Raw genomic sequence first — 17,795 nt, forward strand, 5'->3', positions numbered from 1 at the left:
CTCAGATTGTCACGCGCTGCCCGGTGCGGGCGCTCTCGATCGCCGCGAACACCATGGCAAGGCTGTTGATATTGTCGTCGCTCGCCGTTTCCGGCTTCTGCCCACTGCGGATAGATGCGACGAAATCGGCAATCACGCTGACATGCCCGTGCGTCTGCCGCGGGTCGGAGGGTTCCGGGATTTCGAGCGGCAGCGGTTCGCGTAGCAGGCCTTGGCCGCCCGCGACCGTATGGGCATGGAAGCTCTCGGCGCCATCCCAAAGCAGGGTGCCCCGCGTCCCGGTGATCCGCCAGGCGCTCTCCCAGCTCGTATTGGCGCCTTCGGCGCACCAGGAGCCGCGGTAGGTAAAGGTCACGTCATCCGAAAGTTCGAAGATCGCCGTCGCGGCCGCGCCGTGACGATACCAGGAGCCGCGCGGGTTCTCCTCATAGCAATAAACGGCAAGCGGCTTCTTGTCTGCGATGAAGCGGGCGGCGTCGAACGTGTGGATTGCCATGTCCAGAAGCAGCACGTGCTCCATTTCTTCCCGGAATCCGCCGAAATGGGCACCGATGAAGAAGTCGCAGTGGATGCCGGTGAGTTCTCCGAGTGCACCCTCGTCGACGAAACGGCGGATCCGGCGCACACCCGAGATGAAGCGGCGGTTCTGCACGACCGCATGCAGCTTCCCCGCCTCATCGGCGAGACGGATTAACTCCCGGCCGTCCGCCAGCGAAGCGGCCATCGGCTTCTCGCTCAGAACGTGGCAGCCATGCCGGAATCCGGCCGCGACCACGTCGCGACGCGCAGCCGGTACGACGATATCGAAGAGGATGTCCGGCTTCGTTTCAGCCAGCACCGCGTCGAGATCGGGTCCGATGACGACGTCCTGAAGATCGAACTCGGCGGCAAGCGCGGTGGCGACCTCCAGCTTGACGTCGACAAGCCCGACGAACCGGATCTCCGACCGGAGATCGGGGTTGGCGGCGATCGCCCTCACCCAGCCTCTGGCCATGGCTCCGCACCCGCATAGAACTGCGCGCAAGATCACGCTTCTCCTCCCGAACGATGACGATTTCGCCTTGTATCGGCCTCCGTAAACGTTTACGGAACTATGCGGAGTTTCCGAAACATGTCAATAGGGAATCGGGAACGGCAAGCGGCAGAGGATGAAACACTCCGACAATGAAGGGCATTCGGCGGCTTGCGCAGCATCTCGACATCTCAATTGGAACGGTTTCCCGAGCACTGAACGGTCGCCCGGATGTCAACGAGGAGACGCGCCGGCGGGTGCTGGCGGCGGCCAAGGAACTCGGCTATGTGCCGAACCAGTCGGGGCGAAGCCTGCGCCAGGGCACGACCAACATCATCGGTTTCATGATGCAGACCGGTACGGAGATCACCGGTCAAGGCGACACATTCTTCATGAGCGTCTTCGACGGGGTGCAGGCGGTCTTCGCCAGGCACAAGCTCGATCTCGTCGCGCTGCTCTGCTCGTCGCAGGAGGACCCGGCGGATTATCTGCGCCGCGTGGTGACCCGCGGCTTTGCCGACGGGATGATCCTCTCGGCGACGCAACGGCACGATGCCCGTGTCGAGCTTCTGTCCGAGCGCAACATTCCCTTTGTCACCCTTGGCCGGACCCTGACGGATGCCGGCCAGCCCTGGCTCGATCTCGATTTCGAGGGCATGGCGCAGGCGTCCATCGACCGGCTGGTGGCGCGCGGCCATCGCCGCATCGCCGTCACGCGCCCGCATGACGACGTCAATCTCGGCTATGTCTTCGTCGAACGCTGCCGCGAGGCGCTGGCCGCCCACGGACTAACGCTTGACGAGGAATTGATCTTCCGGTCCACGCCCAATGAAGCGGGCGGATATGAGATCGGCCGCGAACTTCTCTCACTCGACGAGCGCCCGACCGCCATCGTGCTGATCAACGAGACGATCTCGATCGGTTTTTACCGGGCGCTTTCGGAGGCAGGCGTGAAGCCCGGACGCGATATCGCGGTCATCGGACGCTACAGCCCGCATGCGCAGTTCCTCTCACCCTCGCTCACCTGCTTTCGGCTATCGCTGCGCGATCTCGGCGTAGCCCTGGCCGAAACGCTGCTCTCGACCATGCCGGCCTTCCGCGAGCATTATCCGCATGGGACGGCGAGCAAGCTCTGGCCGATGGAGCTTGTCGAAGGCGCCAGCGACGCCCTCCATATCCAGCAGTCCTGAGTGGGCCGCAACCTGCCTCGTCACAATCAAGAGGTGGCTGCTGGCACCAATTGCAGCGCCAAGACGTGAATTCGCCGGATTTGAAATGTACGGCGCTGATGTGGATCAATTTGGATGATCCCACCGTTTGTAAGCACCAGCGAACGCCGTCGGGTCCGAACCAGTGGCTCTCGTTGGGGAATTGGCGACTGTCCTTGCCGATCGCAGTGTTTTTGCGGGGGCTCGATCCCGAGCCCATAAAAGCTATTCGATTCCAATGGTTAAAGCGGATTTCGAATGTAACGCGTTCTCTCGACATCCTGCTGGAGAAGGAGATCGCAATGCGCGGAATTTTCTTTTTGCTCGTCGGATTGTCTACGACCACCTTTGCTTACGCCCATGACGCGCCAAGCGGCTGGAAATATCCGAACTCCTGCTGTTCGAACTTCGACTGCCGTCACGTCAACCAGACGGCCGTAAGCGAACGACCCCAAGGCTACATCATCAACGCTACCGGCGAGGTCCTGCCCTATTCCGACAGAAGGGTCCGCATATCGCCGGACGGCGAATATCACTGGTGCTCGGCGGCGGGCGAAGACCGCGGAAGGACGATCTGTCTTTTTGTCCCGGCAAGAGCCTATTAGGGGCGTTCACGCGTCCGGGCGATGTCAGACGCAGATCGATCGCGATCGATCCCGATGACGCTTCGGCAGCCGCAGGGAACGAACCTGCCGGCCATTGATTGTACATTCGAGTTTGCGCCGCCGCCCGGTAGACGATCGAGGCGATGTCCAAGCCGCCGCCGGCAGCGTACACTCGGTCACGGTCTATCCCGTACGGCAGGAGCGCATCGCGCATGGCTTGGTCATTCAGGATTGGGACGATTGCCGGCACCGCGCTCCGCGTGCATGTGACCTTTGCGCTGCTGCTCGTCTGGATCTGGCTGATGCACTACCGGATCGGCGGTACACCGGCCGCGCTGGAAGGGATCGCCTTTGTCCTGGCTGTATTCGGCTGCGTCGTGCTGCACGAATTCGGGCACATTGCCGCGGCTCGCCATTTCGGCATCAAGACGCCGGATATTACCCTGCTTCCGATCGGCGGTGTCGCCCGGCTCGAGCGCATGCCGGAGGAGCCGGGGGCGGAATTCGTGATCGCGATCGCCGGCCCGCTCGTCAACGTGGCGATCGCCGGCGTCCTCATTCTTGTGCTCAGGACCTCGATCGGCCTGGAGCAGATCGCCGGGATCGAGGACCCGCATATGAGCTTTCTGGCGCGGCTCGCCGGGGTGAATGTGTTTCTGGTACTTTTCAACATGATCCCGGCCTTTCCGATGGATGGCGGCCGCGTCCTGCGCGCCGCGCTTGCCTCGCGCTTGAGCTGGCCGCGCGCCACCCAGATCGCCGCAATGATCGGCCAGGGCCTCGCCTTCGTCTTCGGTTTCGTCGGCCTGTTCTACAATCCGCTGCTGATCTTCATCGCAATCTTCGTCTATCTGGCAGCGACCGCGGAAGCGCAGAACGCCCAGATCCGCGAAGTTTCCGGCAGCGTTCTGGTGAGCGACGTAATGATTACCGAATTCGCGAAGCTTGACCGCACGGCGAGCATCGACGAGGCCATCGAAGCGCTGCTTGCGACGACGCAGCGCGAGTTCCCCGTGGTCGACGCCTCCGGGCATTTCGAGGGCCTGCTCACCCGGGACGATATGATCCGTACATTGAAGGAAAAGGGCGCGACAACGCCCGTCGTCCTGGCGATGCGCCGTGACGTGCCGAGAATCCACCATCGCAAGCGCCTCGACGAAAGCCTCCGCCTCATGCAGGAGGCGAGCTCCCCTGCCGTCGCGGTCGTGGACAGCATGGACCGCCTCGTCGGCCTGATGACCCACGAAACCATCGGCGAGATGATGATGGTACGCGCGGCCGCCGCCGGACGCTTTCGTTTCGGGCATTTGCGGCATCGCAATCCCGAGAGCCGAAGCTGAATTTCGCGGCGGCTACGGCCATTGGCTTCACGGAATGTTGTTGAGGGGAGTCTCGATCCGGCCGCGGCTTTGCGGATAGTGTTGGGCATCATGGGAAACATGGTTCCGCAACGATGAAGACCAGTCGCTCCCTGCCATTCGCGCTCCTGCTCTTGCTCGTGCCCTGCCGCGGGTTCGCGCTGGATCTGCCCCGTTCCGGCCATGCGGTCTTCGATCGCGCCGTCGAGTTAGTCATCGACAATTTTTATGACACATCCGCGCTTGATCGCTTCAGTGCCGCGGTCCGCCGCCAGGTCTCGGATGAGCGCGGCAGGCTGACCGCGAAGAGCTCGGAGGATCGCGTCGATGCGGCAGTCGACACCGTGCTTGCCAGCCTCGGCGTGTCGCATACCGGCCGCTTCACCGACGACACCATCGACTATTACGAACTGGCCGACATATTCCGCTTCGCCATCCGCAACGACATCAAACGCCTGTTTCCGCCGGACGGCGAAGTTCGTTATGCCGGGATCGGCATGGTTACGCGGCTGGAAGGCGGCCAGCGCTTCGTCAGCGATGTCTATGACGGGGCCCCCGCCGCCCGGGCAGGCATCAGGCTCGGCGACGAGATCCTCTCCGTGGACGGTCTGCCCTACCGCGAGATCGCTTCCTTCCGCGACAAAATCGGCCGAACCGTCGACGTCCGGCTGCGCCGGCACCGCGACGCACTGCCGATCACCGTCACGGTCGCCGTCGAGCGGCTGCAGCCGCTGCGCACGTTCGAAAAGGCGATCGAGAACAGCATAGCGGTGACCGAACGGGAGGGGCGGCGCATCGGCTATCTGCGGCTCTGGACGCTGTCGACCCGCGACGGCCTCGACATCGTCGCCCGTGAACTCGCCGGCGGTCGCCTCAAGAACGCCGACGGGGTTATTGTCGACCTGCGCGGTCGATGGGGCGGCGGCCCGCCGGACGCGGCGGACCTTTTCGTCGGCGGGGTGCCGACGTTCCGGCTGATCTCGCGGGACGGCAAGGACATGTTCGGAACCATTCGCTGGCGGCGGCCGGTAGTGGCGATTATCGATCAGGGATCGAGAAGCGGCCTCGAACTCTTCGCGCATGCCCTGAAGGTGAATGGCATACCGCTCGTCGGCTCACGGACGGCCGGCGCCCTGCTCGCCGGACGCGCCTTTCTTCTTCCCGATGACAGCCTTCTGGAAGTGGCGGTCTCCGATGCGGTCATCGACGACACTCTTCGTTTGGAAGGCCGCGGCGTCGAACCGGACATAGCCGTGCCCTTCAGCCTGCCCTACGCGGCCGGGCGCGACCCGCAACACGACGCAGCCATAATGGAAATGCAGCGCATCCTCACCAAGGGCTGAGCGGCTCGACCGCCCTTACTCGCTCTGGCGGAAACTGCGAATGCGATCGAACAGAACGGCGAGCACCGTCGCGCCGCCGATGAAGGTTCCCTGCCAGAAGGCATTGATCCCAAGCAGGCCGAGGCTGTTGCGGATCACTTCGATCAGCGCCGCACCGATCAGCGCGCCTGAAGCGGTACCGACGCCGCCGGCCAGGTTGGCACCGCCGATGACCGCCGCGGCGATCACCTGGAGCTCCATGCCGGCGCCAATGTTGGTGGTGACGGCGCCGAGCCAGCCGGTCTGGATGATGCCGGCGACGCCCGCCGCGAGTGCCGAAATCATGTAGACGGCAACCTTGATGCGACGGACCGGGACGCCCGTCAGCGTCGCGGCGTGCTCGTTGCCGCCGATCGCGAAGACGTAGCGGCCGAACTTCGTCCAGCGCAGCACGAAGCCGGTGAGCAGCGCCAGTACGATCATGTAGATCACCGGATTGGCGATGCCAAAGAACCAGGCGCCGCCGCCAAGCGCCAGCAGAGTGTCGTGATCCGGACCGAACTGGAAGACGACGGTGTTGTTGGAGGCGACCATCGCCAGGCTGCGCGCGATCGACAACATGCCGAGCGTGATGACGAAGGGCGGAAAGCCGAGATAGGCGATCATCACGCCGTTGAAACCTCCGATCAACAGGGCCGTGCCGACCGAGGCGGCAATCCCCACTTCGATGCTATAGCCAGCATTCATGACCACCGCGAGCACCATGCTGCAGAGACAAAGGACAGATCCGACCGACAGGTCGATACCGCCAGTGATGATCACTAGCGTCATGCCCAGCGCAATGATCGCCACGAAGGTGAAATTGCGGGTGATGTTGTAGAGGTTCTTCGGGGTCGCGAAGGTATCCGTCGCGACCGACAGGAAAAGGCAGGCCAGAATGACGGCGATCAGCACCCAGAATGTCTGGCTGGACAGAACCGAGGTGATCCAGCCCTGCTGCCTCTGCCCAATCGCTCGATCCAAGGTAATTGCCATGACCGACCTTCGCTTTTCCTGAGCCCCACTATACCTGTTCGATCGCCCCGGTGATCAGGCCCGTGACCTCTTCGGGCGAGCTCGCCGCAATCGCCTTGTCGGCAACCTTCCGGCCGCGCCGCATGACGATGACGCGATCGGCAACGTCGAAGACGTCCGGCATGCGGTGGCTGATCAGCACCACGGCGATGCCGCGGTCGCGCAAATGGCGGATGAGATTCAGCACTTCCGCGACCTGGCGAACGGAGATCGCCGCCGTCGGTTCGTCCATCAGCACGATCTTGGCCTCCGATAGCATGGTGCGGGCGATCGCGACTGCCTGCCGCTGACCACCGGACATCTGCTTGACGAGATCGCGCGGGCGGGTTTCCGATTTGAGCTCCCTGAAGATCTCGCCGGCACGCCGGTACATGGATTTGTAATCGAGAATGCGCAACGGTCCGATACCGCGCCGCAACTCCCGACCGAGGAACACGTTCGCCGCCGCCGTGAGGTTATCGCAGAGCGCCAGGTCCTGGTGGACAATCTCGATACCATGCTTGCGCGCTTCGACGGGGCGATGCATGACGAGATCAGCCCCATTCATGCGCATAGTGCCATGGCTTGGCCGGAAATTTCCGGCGATCATTTTGACGAGCGTCGATTTGCCGGCGCCGTTATCGCCCATGAGGCCGACGACCTCGCCCGCCTGAAGCGCGAAGGAAACGTCGTTGACCGCCTGGATGGCGCCGAAATGCTTGGAAACATTGGCGAGTTCGAGAACCGCCACGTTAGCCTCCCGATAGCTGGCAGAAGCCGTGCTCACGCATACCTCGTCGGGACGAAGCCTGTAGGACGCCGCTGCCAGGTCTCCTCCCCTGGGTGATGCGATCTCCATTTACGCAAATGCGCGGAACAGCGTCAATCAATCATCCTACAAATAAAGACGTATATGCGCGCGAACTCATATTGTATTACAAATATTCGTTGACGCGCGAGGCGCGCCGATATTAGCTATCAGCAGGAGGAGAGCATGCTGATCCTTGTCACCGGGGCAACGGGCAAGGTCGGACAGCACCTCATTGCTAGGCTGCTTGACGATCCGCGTTTTTCCAAGGCGCGCATCCGTGCGCTTTGTCACAACCGCCTGCATGCCGAGACTGACCGTGTCGAAGTGGTTCGCGGAACGATCGCCGAGCGCGATTTCGTCGCCCGCGCCCTTGCCGGGATAACGCATGTCATCCATCTCGCCACCTGCAAGGAGACCCCCGACAGCGTCATGGACGTGACGGTCAAGGGACTGTTCTGGCTGCTCGAGGAATTCCGCGCCAGGGACACCGCCCGGCAGTTCATCCTGATCGGCGGCGATGCAGGCGTCGGCCATTTCCATTACCGGCACAACGGCCCCATCACCGAGGCGACGCCGCATCGGGCCTATCCGGGCTGCTACGCCCTGTCGAAAGTCCTCGAGGAGGTGATGCTGGAGCAATACGGCATCCAATATGGCTTGAACGGCTGCTGCCTGCGCGCGCCCTGGATCATGGAGAAGGATGACTTCAAATACTCCCTCTCCTTCGGCGACGATGTTTTCGGCGGGCCGGTGTGGAAGGACCTCGTTCCCGAGGCCGATGCGAAGCGCTATGAAAAGGACGGCACGGTGCCGTTGCTGCTGGACGCCGACGGGCGACCGCTAAAGCGCAACTTCGTTCATGTCGATGATCTCGTCTCGGCGATACTGGCGGCGATCGATCATCCTTGCGCGGTCCGGCAGCTCTTCAACATCTCGATGGATCGACCGGTCGATTACGGCGAAGTTGCAACTTATCTCGCCCGCACGCGCGCTCTTGGCTTCGTCAATATCCGCAGCCGCTTCCATTCCAACTGGATGGACAACAGCAAGGCCAAATACCTGCTGGGCTGGCAACCCGCCTATGATCTCGAGAAGCTTATAGACTCTGCCTGGCAGTACGAACGCTCGGAGGAGGATCCGCGCGTCGTCTGGTATCCCGGCTGACTGGTGTCGCGGACACGAGGTGTCCGCGCGTTTCAAGGGAGGAAAGCATGAGGAAGGCATTATTGCTTGCCGCAGCCGTGCTGGCGCTCAGCGCCGGAACCGCTCTGGCCCAGAAGAAGCAGCTTGTCATTGTCGTGAAAGGCCTCGACAACCCGTTCTTCGAGGCGATCAACCAGGGCTGCCAGAAGTGGAACAAGGAAAATCCGGATTCGGAGTATGAATGCTTCTACACCGGCCCTGCCTCGACATCCGACGAGGCCGGTGAGGCCCAGATCGTCCAGGACATGCTGGGCAAGGCGGACACGGCGGCGATCGCGATCTCGCCTTCGAACGCCAAGCTCATCGCCCAGACGCTCAAGACCGCCAATCCGACGGTCCCGGTGATGACGCTCGACGCGGATCTCGCGGCCGAGGATTCGGCCCTGCGCAAGACCTATCTCGGCACGGACAATTACCTGATGGGCTACCGTATCGGCGAGTACATCAAGAAGGGCAAGCCGAATGGCGGCAAGATCTGCACCATCGAAGGCAACCCCGGCGCCGACAATATCCTGCGCCGTGCCCAGGGCATGCGTGATGCGCTGACCGGTCAAAAAGGGCTGGCGGAGCTCAAGGGCGAAGGCGGCTGGACCGAAGTTGCCGGCTGCCCGGTCTTCACCAATGACGACGGCGCAAAGGGCGTGCAGGCGATGACCGACATCCTGGCCGCCAATCCCGACCTCGATGCCTTTGGCATCATGGGCGGGTGGCCGCTGTTCGGCGCGCCGCAGCCTTACCGCGACCTGTTCAAGCCGATGGCCGACAAGATCGCCAAGAACGAGTTCGTTATCGGCGCTGCCGACACTATCGGCGAGGAAGTGGCTATCGCGAAAGAAGGTCTGGTGACCGCCCTCGTCGGGCAGCGGCCCTTCGAGATGGGCTACAAGGCGCCGTCGGTGATGCTCGATCTCATCGCCGGCAAGCCGGTCGAGGATCCGGTCTTTACCGGTCTCGACGAATGCACCAAGGACACGGCGGATACCTGCATCCAGAAGTAACATCTACAAGGGAGACCGGCCGCTTGCTGTCGGCCTCCCAAGCCTCCGTCGTTAGATCTGCCAGTCGGCGTCCAACTGATAGGCCCTGATATAGTCGATCTTCATCTGCGACCCATCGACGAGCCCATCGCTCGGCGCGCCGGCGATGCCCCCGACCGCCAGGTTGACGAGCATATACATCGGGTCGTGCATGTCCGACGGCGTGTCGGCGCGCGCGATCGCCGCATCATCGAAGTACCAGACGATCTCGTCCTCGGTCCAAAGCACCCCGTATTTGTGAAAGCCGCTGGCGTCAGCGACCTTCACTGCACTCGCTATGCTGGTCTGCGAGCCGGTCTCGTTCGAATGAACGGTGGCGATAACGGTATTCGGATCCTGGCCACGCATTTCGACGACGTCGAGTTCCGGTGGCCAGGAGCCATCGGCGGGCAGCAGCCAGAAGGCCGGCCAGACGCCCTGGTCGTCCGGCATATCGGCGCGGATTTCGAAATAGCCGTAGGTCTGGGCGAAGGACGAGTGTGTCGTGAGGATTCCGGACGTGTAATCATAGCCGTTGATTTCGGCCTGGAGAGCCTCCGACGCGGGCTTGGCAGTAATCGTCAGAATGCCGTTGTTGACAGAAAACGGATTGGCCGAAGCCGTCGGCTGATAGCTTGGGTTGATATACCATTGCAGTTCGCCGTTTCCGGTAAGCGTGCTGCCTTTCTCAGGCGCCCACCAGAATTTCGGATCCCAGACGCCGCTCGTGCCGCTTCGGAGCTGGAGCGTGGTGAACTCGTCCGAAAATGTCTGTGTCAGCACGGAGCGATCGAGGCTGAGCCTGAATTGATGCGCCTGCAACTGGTCGGCAGTGGTATTGGCGAACACCAGGCTCTCGCCATCTGCCAAAGCAATCCGCAGATTGGCCCCTTCCTGGCTCGCATTGGCGAGGACCTGCTGGAAGGAAGTAAACCCGTAGCCGTCCAAGCGAACAGTGTCGTCATAATTGAAGTCGGTGATGAGGTCGCTTCCGTTGCCTCGCGCAAACACGAAGGTGTCGGCCCCGCCCGCGCCGATCAGGACATCGTTGCCACCGTCGCCGTCGAGCGTCTGGCTTCCGGAGCCGCCCTTGATGATGTTGTCCGTATCGTTGCCGAAGGCGAACCGGCCGCTTCCGGTAACGGTCAGGTTCTCGAAATTTGCCGGCAGCGTATAGCTCATCCAGGTATTGATGGTATCGACACCCTCGCCTGCGGCCTCATAGGCCCGGTTGATCCCCGAATAGAGATAATAGATGTCGTCGCCCTTCCCGCCGATCATGGTGACGTTGACGGAACTGTCGCCCCACATGGAATCATTGCCGGCGGTGCCATAGAGTGTTGGCCCTGATCCGGTGGCGGAAAACCAGGCCGTCGAGCTTCCGCTGTAATAGAGCGGCTTGCCCACGGCATTTAGCACAGTTCTGCTCATCGTATATCTCCAGTTTTGAGTGACCTCCTCCTCCGCGAAAGCCCGAGGGGCTACACCCTCTCCGACGAACCTACCATCTGAGATGCGGTCGAGCACCCCTACCTCTTTTGGGGCGCCTCGGAACAAAGCTCCGATCAGCGGCGTTGTCCAGCGTTATGCGGCGTGCGGAGGGAACAGATGTGCAGTGCGGAGACTCTGCCCAAATTCGATTTGGGCGATCTGAGTGTGTTGGGGTCACCAGATTTTCGAGCGGCACTCGATGCGCTTGCCGTTGCCGTTTACATCACGGATGCAGACGGCTTCATCACCTATTGCAACCCGGCCGCAGCCAGCCTCGCGGGGCGCCAGCCGGTGCTCGGCCAGGACCGCTGGTGCATCAGTTGGAAGCTTCGTCACCCAGACGGCACGCCCTTGCCGCACGACGAATGCCCAATGGCGATGGCGCTGAAAGGGCGCCAGCCGATCCGCGGGCAGGAACTGGTGGCGGTTCGACCGGACGGTTCGACCGCATTGCTCCTCCCGCATCCCACGCCGATCTTCGACAAGTCCGGTGAACTTGCCGGCGCCGTCAATCTGCTCGTCGACATTACCGAACGCAAAAGCGCGGAGAAGGATTCGCGCTATCTGGCGGCGATTGTCGAATCCTCAGACGACGCCATTGTCGCCAAGGATTTGAACGGCATCATCACGAGTTGGAACAAGGGCGCCGAGCGGCTGTTCGGGTACCTGGCCGACGAGGTGGTGGGCAAGTCGATCACCATTCTCATGCCGCCCGGCTATGAAAACGAGGAGCCCAACATCCTCAGACGCATCCGTAGCGGCGAGCGGATCGATCACTACCAGACGATCCGTCGCCGCAAGGACGGCAGGCTGATCGATATATCGCTGACCGTCTCGCCGGTCCGAGACGCGTACGGCCGCATTATCGGTGCGTCCAAGATCGCCCGCGACATCACCGAACAAAGGCGGAGCGCCGCGGCGCTGGCCGCTCGCCTGCGCGAACAGGGCGCGCTTTACCGCCTGACCGAGCGGCTGCACCGGGCCCAGGACATCTCGGAGGTCTACGAGGCCGCGCTCGATGCCATCCAGGGCGCGCTCTGCTGCCATCGGGCCTCGATTCTGATTTTCGACAGTTCAGCAACCGACAGTTCCGCAAAGATGCACTTCGTCGCCTGGCGCGGGCTCTCGCCAGAATATCGGACCGCGGTGGACGGTCATTCTCCCTGGACCGGCGATGAGCGGGATCCGCAGCCAATCTTCCTCGAGGATGTTGCGCAAGCCGAGGCGGTTGCGACCCTTCGGCCGGTCATCGAGGCGGAAGGTATCCATGCGCTCGGCTTCATACCGCTCGTCGCCGACGGCAGGCTCGTCGGCAAGTTCATGACCTATTATGACCAGCCGCATGCTTTCACCGACAATGAGGTCGACGTCGCATTGACGATCGCCCGCCAGCTCGGCTTCAGCATCCAGCGCATGCGCGCCGACGAGGCGCGGCGTCTCGCCGAGGAGCAGCTGCGACGCAACGAGGCAAGTGAGAGGGCACGCGCAGCCGAGTTGATGGCCATCATGGAGGCGGTGCCGGCTTCGATCTGGATCGCGCGTGCGCCCGATTGCCGTGTCATCAGCGGCAACCGAGCCGCCTATGAGCTTCTCCGTCAAGCACCCGACAGCAACCTGTCGCTCTCGGCCCCGACGAGTGAGCGACCTGACAACTTCCGCGTCTTCTCGCTGGGAAAGATGCTGTCGCCCGAGGAGCTCCCGGTGCAGCGTGCGGCGCGCGGCGAGGTGGTGCCGAACTTCGAGGAAGAAATCCGCTTCGAGGACGGGACGTCCCGTTACCTCTTTGGCAACGCCACGCCGCTGCGCGACACCGCCGGCGAGGTGGTCGGCGCCGTGGCCGCATCGGTGGACATCACCGCGCGCAAGCAGGCCGAAGAAGCGCTGCAGGAGAGCGAACGACGGCTGCAGATCGCTCTCGGCGCCGGACGGATGGGCGCCTGGGAATGGAATATCGCCACCGGCAAGGTCATATGGTCGCCGGGCCTCGAGGCGCTACATCAGCTCGAACCGGGAACATTCGGCGGCACGTTTGAGGATTTCAAGCGCGACATCCATCCCGACGATCTCCTCCTTGTCGAGCTGGAAATCGCCAGGGCGATGGAGACGCGCGAGGATTATCACGTCGTCTACCGGATCAGGCTCCCCGACGGGAGGATCCGCTGGATGGAGGCGTTCGGGCAGTTCTCGCCTCAAGGTGCCGCAAAGCCAGGCAAGCTCGCCGGCGTTTGCATGGACATCACCGAGCGCAAGGAAGCCGAAGCCCAACGCAACCTTCTCGTCGCCGAGCTCAGCCACCGGGTCAAGAACACGCTTGCAATCGTAAGCTCGATCGCGCGCCAGTCCTTTTCGGTCAGCCCGGAGATGCACGAGGCGCATCGCTCGTTCGATGCCCGCATCAGGGCGCTCGCTCAAACCCATACGCGTCTGGCCGAAGCAAGCTGGTCGGGGGTCTCGCTGGAAACCGTGCTGTTGGACGAACTGGCCCCCTATCACGACGATGGCAGGAACAACGTGACGCTCTCCGGACCGCCGATGATGCTGCCGCCTAAGTACGCCCTGACGCTCGGCATGGCGGCCCACGAACTTGCCACCAACGCCGCGAAACATGGGGCGCTTTCGGTTAAAACCGGCGGCGTCGGCATCGAATGGTCCGCAGACCGGGAAACCGATCGGCTCCATATTCGCTGGAGCGAATCGGGCGGCCCGGCCGTCCTCGCCCCCAAGCGCAACGGTTTCGGCCGCTTGCTGCTGGAACGCGTCTTGGCCTCCGACCTCGGCGGCGAAGTCAAGCTCCAATTCGCGCCGCAAGGCCTGGTCTGCATGATCGACATTCCCTACCCTCGCGAACCCTCCCCATGACCGCCACGCAGCCATATCGGGTCTTCGTTGTCGAAGATGAATTTCTGGTGGCATTACAAATCGAGGACGATCTTATTGCGGCCGGCTATCTGGTGGTTGGGCCTTTCACCAGCCTCAGCACGTCGATCGCGGCCTCGCGCGCCGAGAGTTTCGACGTAGCGACGCTGGACCTGAACTTGCGCGGCGAGCTCGTCTACCCGCTCGTCGACGAACTGCTTGAACGCCAGGTGCCGGTCCTGCTGCTGACCGGCTATGCGCCATCGGATCTGCCGGAGCGGTTCCGTGCGCTGCCGCGCCTCAGCAAGCCATTCGACGGGACCGAGCTCGTTACCAGCATCAGGAGCCTTGTTCCGGCTGCATGAAGCTCGCGTCGAACAGCTCGCGCGCATAGGCATCATGGGCGACGCCGCGCTGCAGGTCGTTTTTCGTCAACTGGTCGACGAACGTTCCGTTCTTCATCACCACAACCCGATCGCACATATGGGCAACGACGGCGAGATCATGGCTGACCAGCACGAATGTCAGGTTCCGCTCGTCGCGCTGGTCCGCCAAGAGGTTGAGGACCTCGGCCTGGATCGACACGTCAAGCGCCGATGTCGGCTCGTCGAGCAGCAGGATCGGCGGAGACAGGATCAGGGCGCGGGCGATCGCCACGCGCTGCCGCTGGCCGCCCGAGAGCTCATGCGGGAAACGGTTGGCGAAATCGGCGGGGAGGCCCACCTGCCGCAGGGCCCGCAGCACCCGCTCCCGATCGTCGCGATGGCCCATCGCTTTCACGGGTTCGGCCAGCGCCGTGCCGATCCGGTGGCGCGGGTGGAGCGAACCATACGGGTCCTGGAACACCATTTGCGCCAGCTTGAGCTCCTCGCGCCCTCGAAGCTTTCCGACTTCGCGCCCGTCGAACCAGATGCGCCCCGTCCAGCCGCCCTCGAGGCCCGCCAGCGAGCGTAACAGCGTGGACTTGCCGCAGCCGGACTCGCCGACGATGCCGAGCGTCTCGCCCCGCTCCACAGAAAAACTGACGTCGCGCACGACGTGGTGGCGGCTCTGGCCATGGCCGAAGGCCACATCGAGTTTCTCGACCCTGATCACGCCACCCTCCCGCCGATGTTTTCGAGCGCCTGACGGTCCATGACGGCAAGCCGCCGTACCGGATGGCGCGCGTCCGGCATCGCGGCGATGAGGGCCCGCGTATAGGGATGCTGCGCCTCGTCGAGGCTGGTCAGTTCCTCGACGATCCGACCGCGATACATGATGATGATCCTGTCGCAGAAGCTCGCCACCATCCGGATGTCGTGGCTGATGAGGATGAGACCGGAATTGTTCTCGCGCACCAGCTCGTCGAGCAGCAGCAGGACGTCCTTGCGGACGTTAACATCCAGGGCCGAGGTCGGTTCGTCGGCGATCACGAGTTTCGGCCGGGCGATCAGCATCATGGCGATCATCACGCGCTGTCCCATGCCGCCTGAGACCTGGTGTGGATATTGCCCCATCACGCGGTCCGGATCGCTGATCCGCACCCGGACCAGCATGTCGCGCGCGGCCTTGAGAGCGTCCTTGCCCTTGAGACCGAGATGCAGCCGGGCGGATTCGGCGATCTGCTTGCCGATCGACAGGACGGGGTTCAGCGAATAGCGCGGGTCCTGCATGATCAGCGCCATCTCCTGTCCCCGCAAGCGGTCCATCTGCCGCTCCGTCTTGCCAAGCAGCTCCTCGCCGCAGAAGGTCATGGTCTTCGCGGTGACACCGGCCTTCGGCGGCAGCAGCCGCATGATCGCCCGGCCGGTTGTCGACTTGCCGGAGCCGGATTCGCCGACGATACCGACGCGCTCGCGGCCGATGTCGAAGCTGATTTCGGTGACAGCGGCGACCGCGTCTCGGCCGAAGCGGACGTTCAGGTCGCGTATGGAGAGGATTGGCGAAGCGTCACGACCGGGCATGGCGTGGGTCCATGATGTCGCGGAGCGTATCTCCAACGATGTTGAAGGCGAGGCTGGTCAGGAGGATGGCAATCCCCGGCATCACCGCCACCCACCAGAAATCGAGCATGAACTTGCGGCCGCTCGAGATCATCGCGCCCCATTCCGGCGCCGGCGGCTGGGCGCCGAGGCCGAGGAAGCCGAGCGACGCGGCCGTCAGGATGATGCCGGCCATGTTGAGCGTCAGGCGGACGATGACCGAGGGGATGCACATCGGGGCGATGTAGAGGAAGAGGACGCGAAGCCGGCTCGCCCCGTAGAGCCGTGCGGCCGCCACATAGTCGGCATTGCGAACCACCAGCGCCTCAGCCCGGGCGAGCCGGGCGATCGGCGGCCAAGCAGTCAGTGAAATCGCGATGATCGCGGTCGACAGGCTGGCACCGAGCGCCGCCGCGAAGGCGAGCGCCAGGATCAGCGACGGGAAGGAAAGCACGATGTCGGTGGCGCGCATCAGGATCGCGTCGGTACGCCCGCCGAAGAAGCCGGAGACGACGCCGATGACGAGCCCGATCGGGCCGACGATGATCGAAACGAAGAAGATCGTCTGGATGGTGATGCGCGAACCATAGAGGAGTCGGCTGAAGATATCGCGCCCGAACTCGTCGGTCCCGGCGAGATGCGCAAGGCTTGGCGGCTGCAGCGCGTTCGACAGCGATTGGGCGGTGGGGTCATATGGGGCGATCAGCGGCGCGAAGGCGGCCACCAGCAGGAGCAGGCCGATGATCGCGAAGCCAGCCAGACCGAGCGGCTCCTCGGCAAGCTTGCCGGCCGCGCGGCGGAGCGCCGAAAGCATGCGCTCCGTGAGACCTGGCGACTGCAGCATTTCTGAAGCGGTCCGGATCGCGTCACTCATCATACCGCCTCCCGGGTCCGCGGATCGAGGATTGCATAGGCAATGTCCGCAACGAAGTTGAGCAGCATGAACACGAAGCCGACGATGATGGTTGCCGCGAGCACCGCATTCATGTCGCCGATCATCAGGGCGTTCGTCATGTATTGGCCGATGCCCGGCCAGGAGAAGACGATCTCGGTCACCACCGCTCCTTCGAGCAGATTGCCGTAGGAAATCGCAAGCACCGTGATCAACTGCACGGCGATGTTCGGCAGGACGTGATGGGTGACCGTGCGGGCCGGCCCCGCACCCTTGGCACGGGCCGCAATCACGTAGTCCTGGCTCAACTGTTCCAGGGTGAAGCTGCGCGTCATGCGGGTGATATAGGCCATGGCCATATAGGCGAGGATGGCGGCCGGCAGGATGATGTGCGACAGCGCGTTCCAGAAAATCTCGGTTTCTCCGGCAAGGAGGCTGTCGACGAGCAGCATGCCGGTCACCGGCTCGACCATGCCCTCATAGAAGACGTCGATCCGCCCCGGTCCGCCGACCCAGTCGAGCGCCGCATAGAAGATCACCAGCCCGACGATGCCAAACCAGAAGACCGGGATGGAGTGGCCGACCAGAGCCACGACGCGGGCGAACTTGTCGATGAAGCTGTCGCGGAACAGTGCGGCCGCGAGGCCCAGCGGAACGCCGACGACGGCCGATATGATGATCGCCAGCGTCGCCAGCTCGAAGGTTGCCGGGAAGGCCTGCAGCATGTCGCTGGCGACCGAGTTGCCGGTGAGGATGGCTTGGCCGAAATCGCCCCGGAACAGGCCCTGCAGATAGATGAAGAACTGCTGGTAGATCGGCAGGTCGAGGCCGAGCCGCGCCCGCATCGCCTCGTAGGCGGCCGGATCCGCCAGCTCGCCGACAATGGCGCCGACCGGATCGGCCGGCAGGACACGGCCGATGACGAAGGTGACCGAGAGCAGGATGAACAGGCTGATGACGAGATGGAGGACGCGCCGTGCCAGCTCGATTGCGGTGAGTTCCTTCAT

The 17,795-nt window shown here is 63.2% G+C and carries 16 protein-coding genes; 8 read left to right on the top strand and 8 right to left on the bottom strand.

Features of this window, described 5'->3' with window-relative positions; translation table 11 throughout:
• Window position 1 precedes the first annotated feature (1 nt).
• Window positions 2-1,030, bottom strand: coding sequence for a Gfo/Idh/MocA family oxidoreductase (locus CO656_RS02530; protein ID WP_097524690.1), 1,029 nt, complete (start codon window positions 1,028-1,030; stop codon window positions 2-4).
• 134 nt (window positions 1,031-1,164) lie between these two features.
• Between CO656_RS02530 and CO656_RS02535 the strand changes: the two genes are divergently transcribed.
• The 4 genes from CO656_RS02535 (at window position 1,165) to CO656_RS02550 (ending at window position 5,526) form a co-directional block, all read left to right on the top strand.
• Window positions 1,165-2,202, top strand: coding sequence for a LacI family DNA-binding transcriptional regulator (locus tag CO656_RS02535; protein ID WP_097524691.1), 1,038 nt, complete (start codon window positions 1,165-1,167; stop codon window positions 2,200-2,202).
• A 320-nt stretch (window positions 2,203-2,522) separates the two neighbouring features.
• Window positions 2,523-2,825 (top strand): hypothetical protein, encoded by a 303-nt coding sequence (locus CO656_RS02540; protein ID WP_037380159.1) that lies wholly within the window; start codon window positions 2,523-2,525, stop codon window positions 2,823-2,825.
• Window positions 2,826-3,037: 212 nt separating this feature from the next.
• On the top strand, window positions 3,038-4,165 hold the full coding sequence (locus tag CO656_RS02545) for a site-2 protease family protein (RefSeq protein WP_037425621.1): 1,128 nt from the start codon (window positions 3,038-3,040) through the stop codon (window positions 4,163-4,165).
• 113 nt (window positions 4,166-4,278) lie between these two features.
• Window positions 4,279-5,526, top strand: coding sequence for a S41 family peptidase (locus CO656_RS02550; protein ID WP_097524692.1), 1,248 nt, complete (start codon window positions 4,279-4,281; stop codon window positions 5,524-5,526).
• A gap of 15 nt (window positions 5,527-5,541) precedes the next feature.
• Here the strand turns inward: CO656_RS02550 and CO656_RS02555 are convergent, their stop codons facing one another.
• The gene (locus tag CO656_RS02555) at window positions 5,542-6,540 is read right to left on the bottom strand and encodes an ABC transporter permease (protein ID WP_037425626.1); all 999 of its coding nucleotides are present in this window, start codon (window positions 6,538-6,540) and stop codon (window positions 5,542-5,544) included.
• A gap of 28 nt (window positions 6,541-6,568) precedes the next feature.
• Window positions 6,569-7,345 carry an ATP-binding cassette domain-containing protein gene (locus CO656_RS02560; protein WP_050988372.1) on the bottom strand — a complete coding sequence of 259 codons (777 nt, stop codon included), beginning with the start codon at window positions 7,343-7,345 and terminating at the stop codon, window positions 6,569-6,571.
• Window positions 7,346-7,552: 207 nt separating this feature from the next.
• Here CO656_RS02560 and CO656_RS02565 point away from each other — a divergent pair, with 207 nt between their 5' ends.
• Both CO656_RS02565 and CO656_RS02570 read left to right on the top strand, forming a co-directional pair.
• Window positions 7,553-8,533, top strand: a complete 981-nt coding sequence (locus tag CO656_RS02565; protein ID WP_037425631.1) for an NAD(P)-dependent oxidoreductase — start codon at window positions 7,553-7,555, stop codon at window positions 8,531-8,533.
• Between the two features lie 47 nt (window positions 8,534-8,580).
• A complete protein-coding gene (locus tag CO656_RS02570) occupies window positions 8,581-9,570 on the top strand; it encodes a sugar-binding protein (RefSeq protein ID WP_097524693.1) in 990 nt (329 codons plus the stop codon).
• A gap of 51 nt (window positions 9,571-9,621) precedes the next feature.
• Here CO656_RS02570 and CO656_RS02575 read toward each other — a convergent pair whose 3' ends face one another.
• Window positions 9,622-11,019, bottom strand: coding sequence for a family 16 glycosylhydrolase (locus CO656_RS02575; RefSeq protein ID WP_097524694.1), 1,398 nt, complete (start codon window positions 11,017-11,019; stop codon window positions 9,622-9,624).
• 177 nt (window positions 11,020-11,196) lie between these two features.
• Here CO656_RS02575 and CO656_RS02580 point away from each other — a divergent pair, with 177 nt between their 5' ends.
• A complete protein-coding gene (locus tag CO656_RS02580) occupies window positions 11,197-13,938 on the top strand; it encodes a PAS domain S-box protein (RefSeq protein ID WP_097524695.1) in 2,742 nt (913 codons plus the stop codon).
• On the top strand, window positions 13,935-14,300 hold the full coding sequence (locus CO656_RS02585) for a response regulator (protein WP_037425643.1): 366 nt from the start codon (window positions 13,935-13,937) through the stop codon (window positions 14,298-14,300). The genes CO656_RS02580 and CO656_RS02585 overlap by 4 nt, the downstream gene beginning before the upstream one ends.
• Here the strand turns inward: CO656_RS02585 and CO656_RS02590 are convergent.
• The 4 genes from CO656_RS02590 to CO656_RS02605 are packed head-to-tail and all read right to left on the bottom strand — an operon-like array spanning window position 14,275 to window position 17,795.
• Entirely contained in the window at window positions 14,275-15,030 is a 756-nt protein-coding gene (locus tag CO656_RS02590) for an ABC transporter ATP-binding protein (protein WP_097524696.1), read from the bottom strand. The two genes, CO656_RS02585 and CO656_RS02590, sit on opposite strands and share 26 nt — an antisense overlap.
• Complete coding sequence (locus tag CO656_RS02595; protein WP_097524697.1) at window positions 15,027-15,878, bottom strand: ABC transporter ATP-binding protein; 852 nt, start codon at window positions 15,876-15,878, stop codon at window positions 15,027-15,029. Before CO656_RS02595 ends, CO656_RS02590 begins: the two co-directional genes overlap by 4 nt.
• On the bottom strand, window positions 15,865-16,770 hold the full coding sequence (locus CO656_RS02600; protein ID WP_097524698.1) for an ABC transporter permease: 906 nt from the start codon (window positions 16,768-16,770) through the stop codon (window positions 15,865-15,867). The genes CO656_RS02595 and CO656_RS02600 overlap by 14 nt, the downstream gene beginning before the upstream one ends.
• Entirely contained in the window at window positions 16,770-17,795 is a 1,026-nt protein-coding gene (locus tag CO656_RS02605; RefSeq protein WP_097524699.1) for an ABC transporter permease, read from the bottom strand. The genes CO656_RS02600 and CO656_RS02605 overlap by 1 nt, the downstream gene beginning before the upstream one ends.

The organism is Sinorhizobium sp. FG01 (genome assembly GCF_002531875.1).
In the GTDB taxonomy this organism is placed as follows: Bacteria; Pseudomonadota; Alphaproteobacteria; order Rhizobiales; family Rhizobiaceae; genus Sinorhizobium; species Sinorhizobium fredii_C.

Coding starts and splice junctions, on each gene's coding strand:
- CO656_RS02535 (WP_097524691.1), top strand. CDS start 1,165: ATGAAGGGCATTCGGCGGCTTGCGCAGCATCTCGACATCTCAATTGGA.
- CO656_RS02540 (WP_037380159.1), top strand. CDS start 2,523: ATGCGCGGAATTTTCTTTTTGCTCGTCGGATTGTCTACGACCACCTTT.
- CO656_RS02545 (WP_037425621.1), top strand. CDS start 3,038: ATGGCTTGGTCATTCAGGATTGGGACGATTGCCGGCACCGCGCTCCGC.
- CO656_RS02550 (WP_097524692.1), top strand. CDS start 4,279: ATGAAGACCAGTCGCTCCCTGCCATTCGCGCTCCTGCTCTTGCTCGTG.
- CO656_RS02555 (WP_037425626.1), bottom strand. CDS start 6,540: ATGGCAATTACCTTGGATCGAGCGATTGGGCAGAGGCAGCAGGGCTGG.
- CO656_RS02565 (WP_037425631.1), top strand. CDS start 7,553: ATGCTGATCCTTGTCACCGGGGCAACGGGCAAGGTCGGACAGCACCTC.
- CO656_RS02570 (WP_097524693.1), top strand. CDS start 8,581: ATGAGGAAGGCATTATTGCTTGCCGCAGCCGTGCTGGCGCTCAGCGCC.
- CO656_RS02575 (WP_097524694.1), bottom strand. CDS start 11,019: ATGAGCAGAACTGTGCTAAATGCCGTGGGCAAGCCGCTCTATTACAGC.
- CO656_RS02580 (WP_097524695.1), top strand. CDS start 11,197: ATGTGCAGTGCGGAGACTCTGCCCAAATTCGATTTGGGCGATCTGAGT.
- CO656_RS02585 (WP_037425643.1), top strand. CDS start 13,935: ATGACCGCCACGCAGCCATATCGGGTCTTCGTTGTCGAAGATGAATTT.
- CO656_RS02595 (WP_097524697.1), bottom strand. CDS start 15,878: ATGCCCGGTCGTGACGCTTCGCCAATCCTCTCCATACGCGACCTGAAC.
- CO656_RS02600 (WP_097524698.1), bottom strand. CDS start 16,770: ATGAGTGACGCGATCCGGACCGCTTCAGAAATGCTGCAGTCGCCAGGT.
- CO656_RS02605 (WP_097524699.1), bottom strand. CDS start 17,795: ATGAAGGAACTCACCGCAATCGAGCTGGCACGGCGCGTCCTCCATCTC.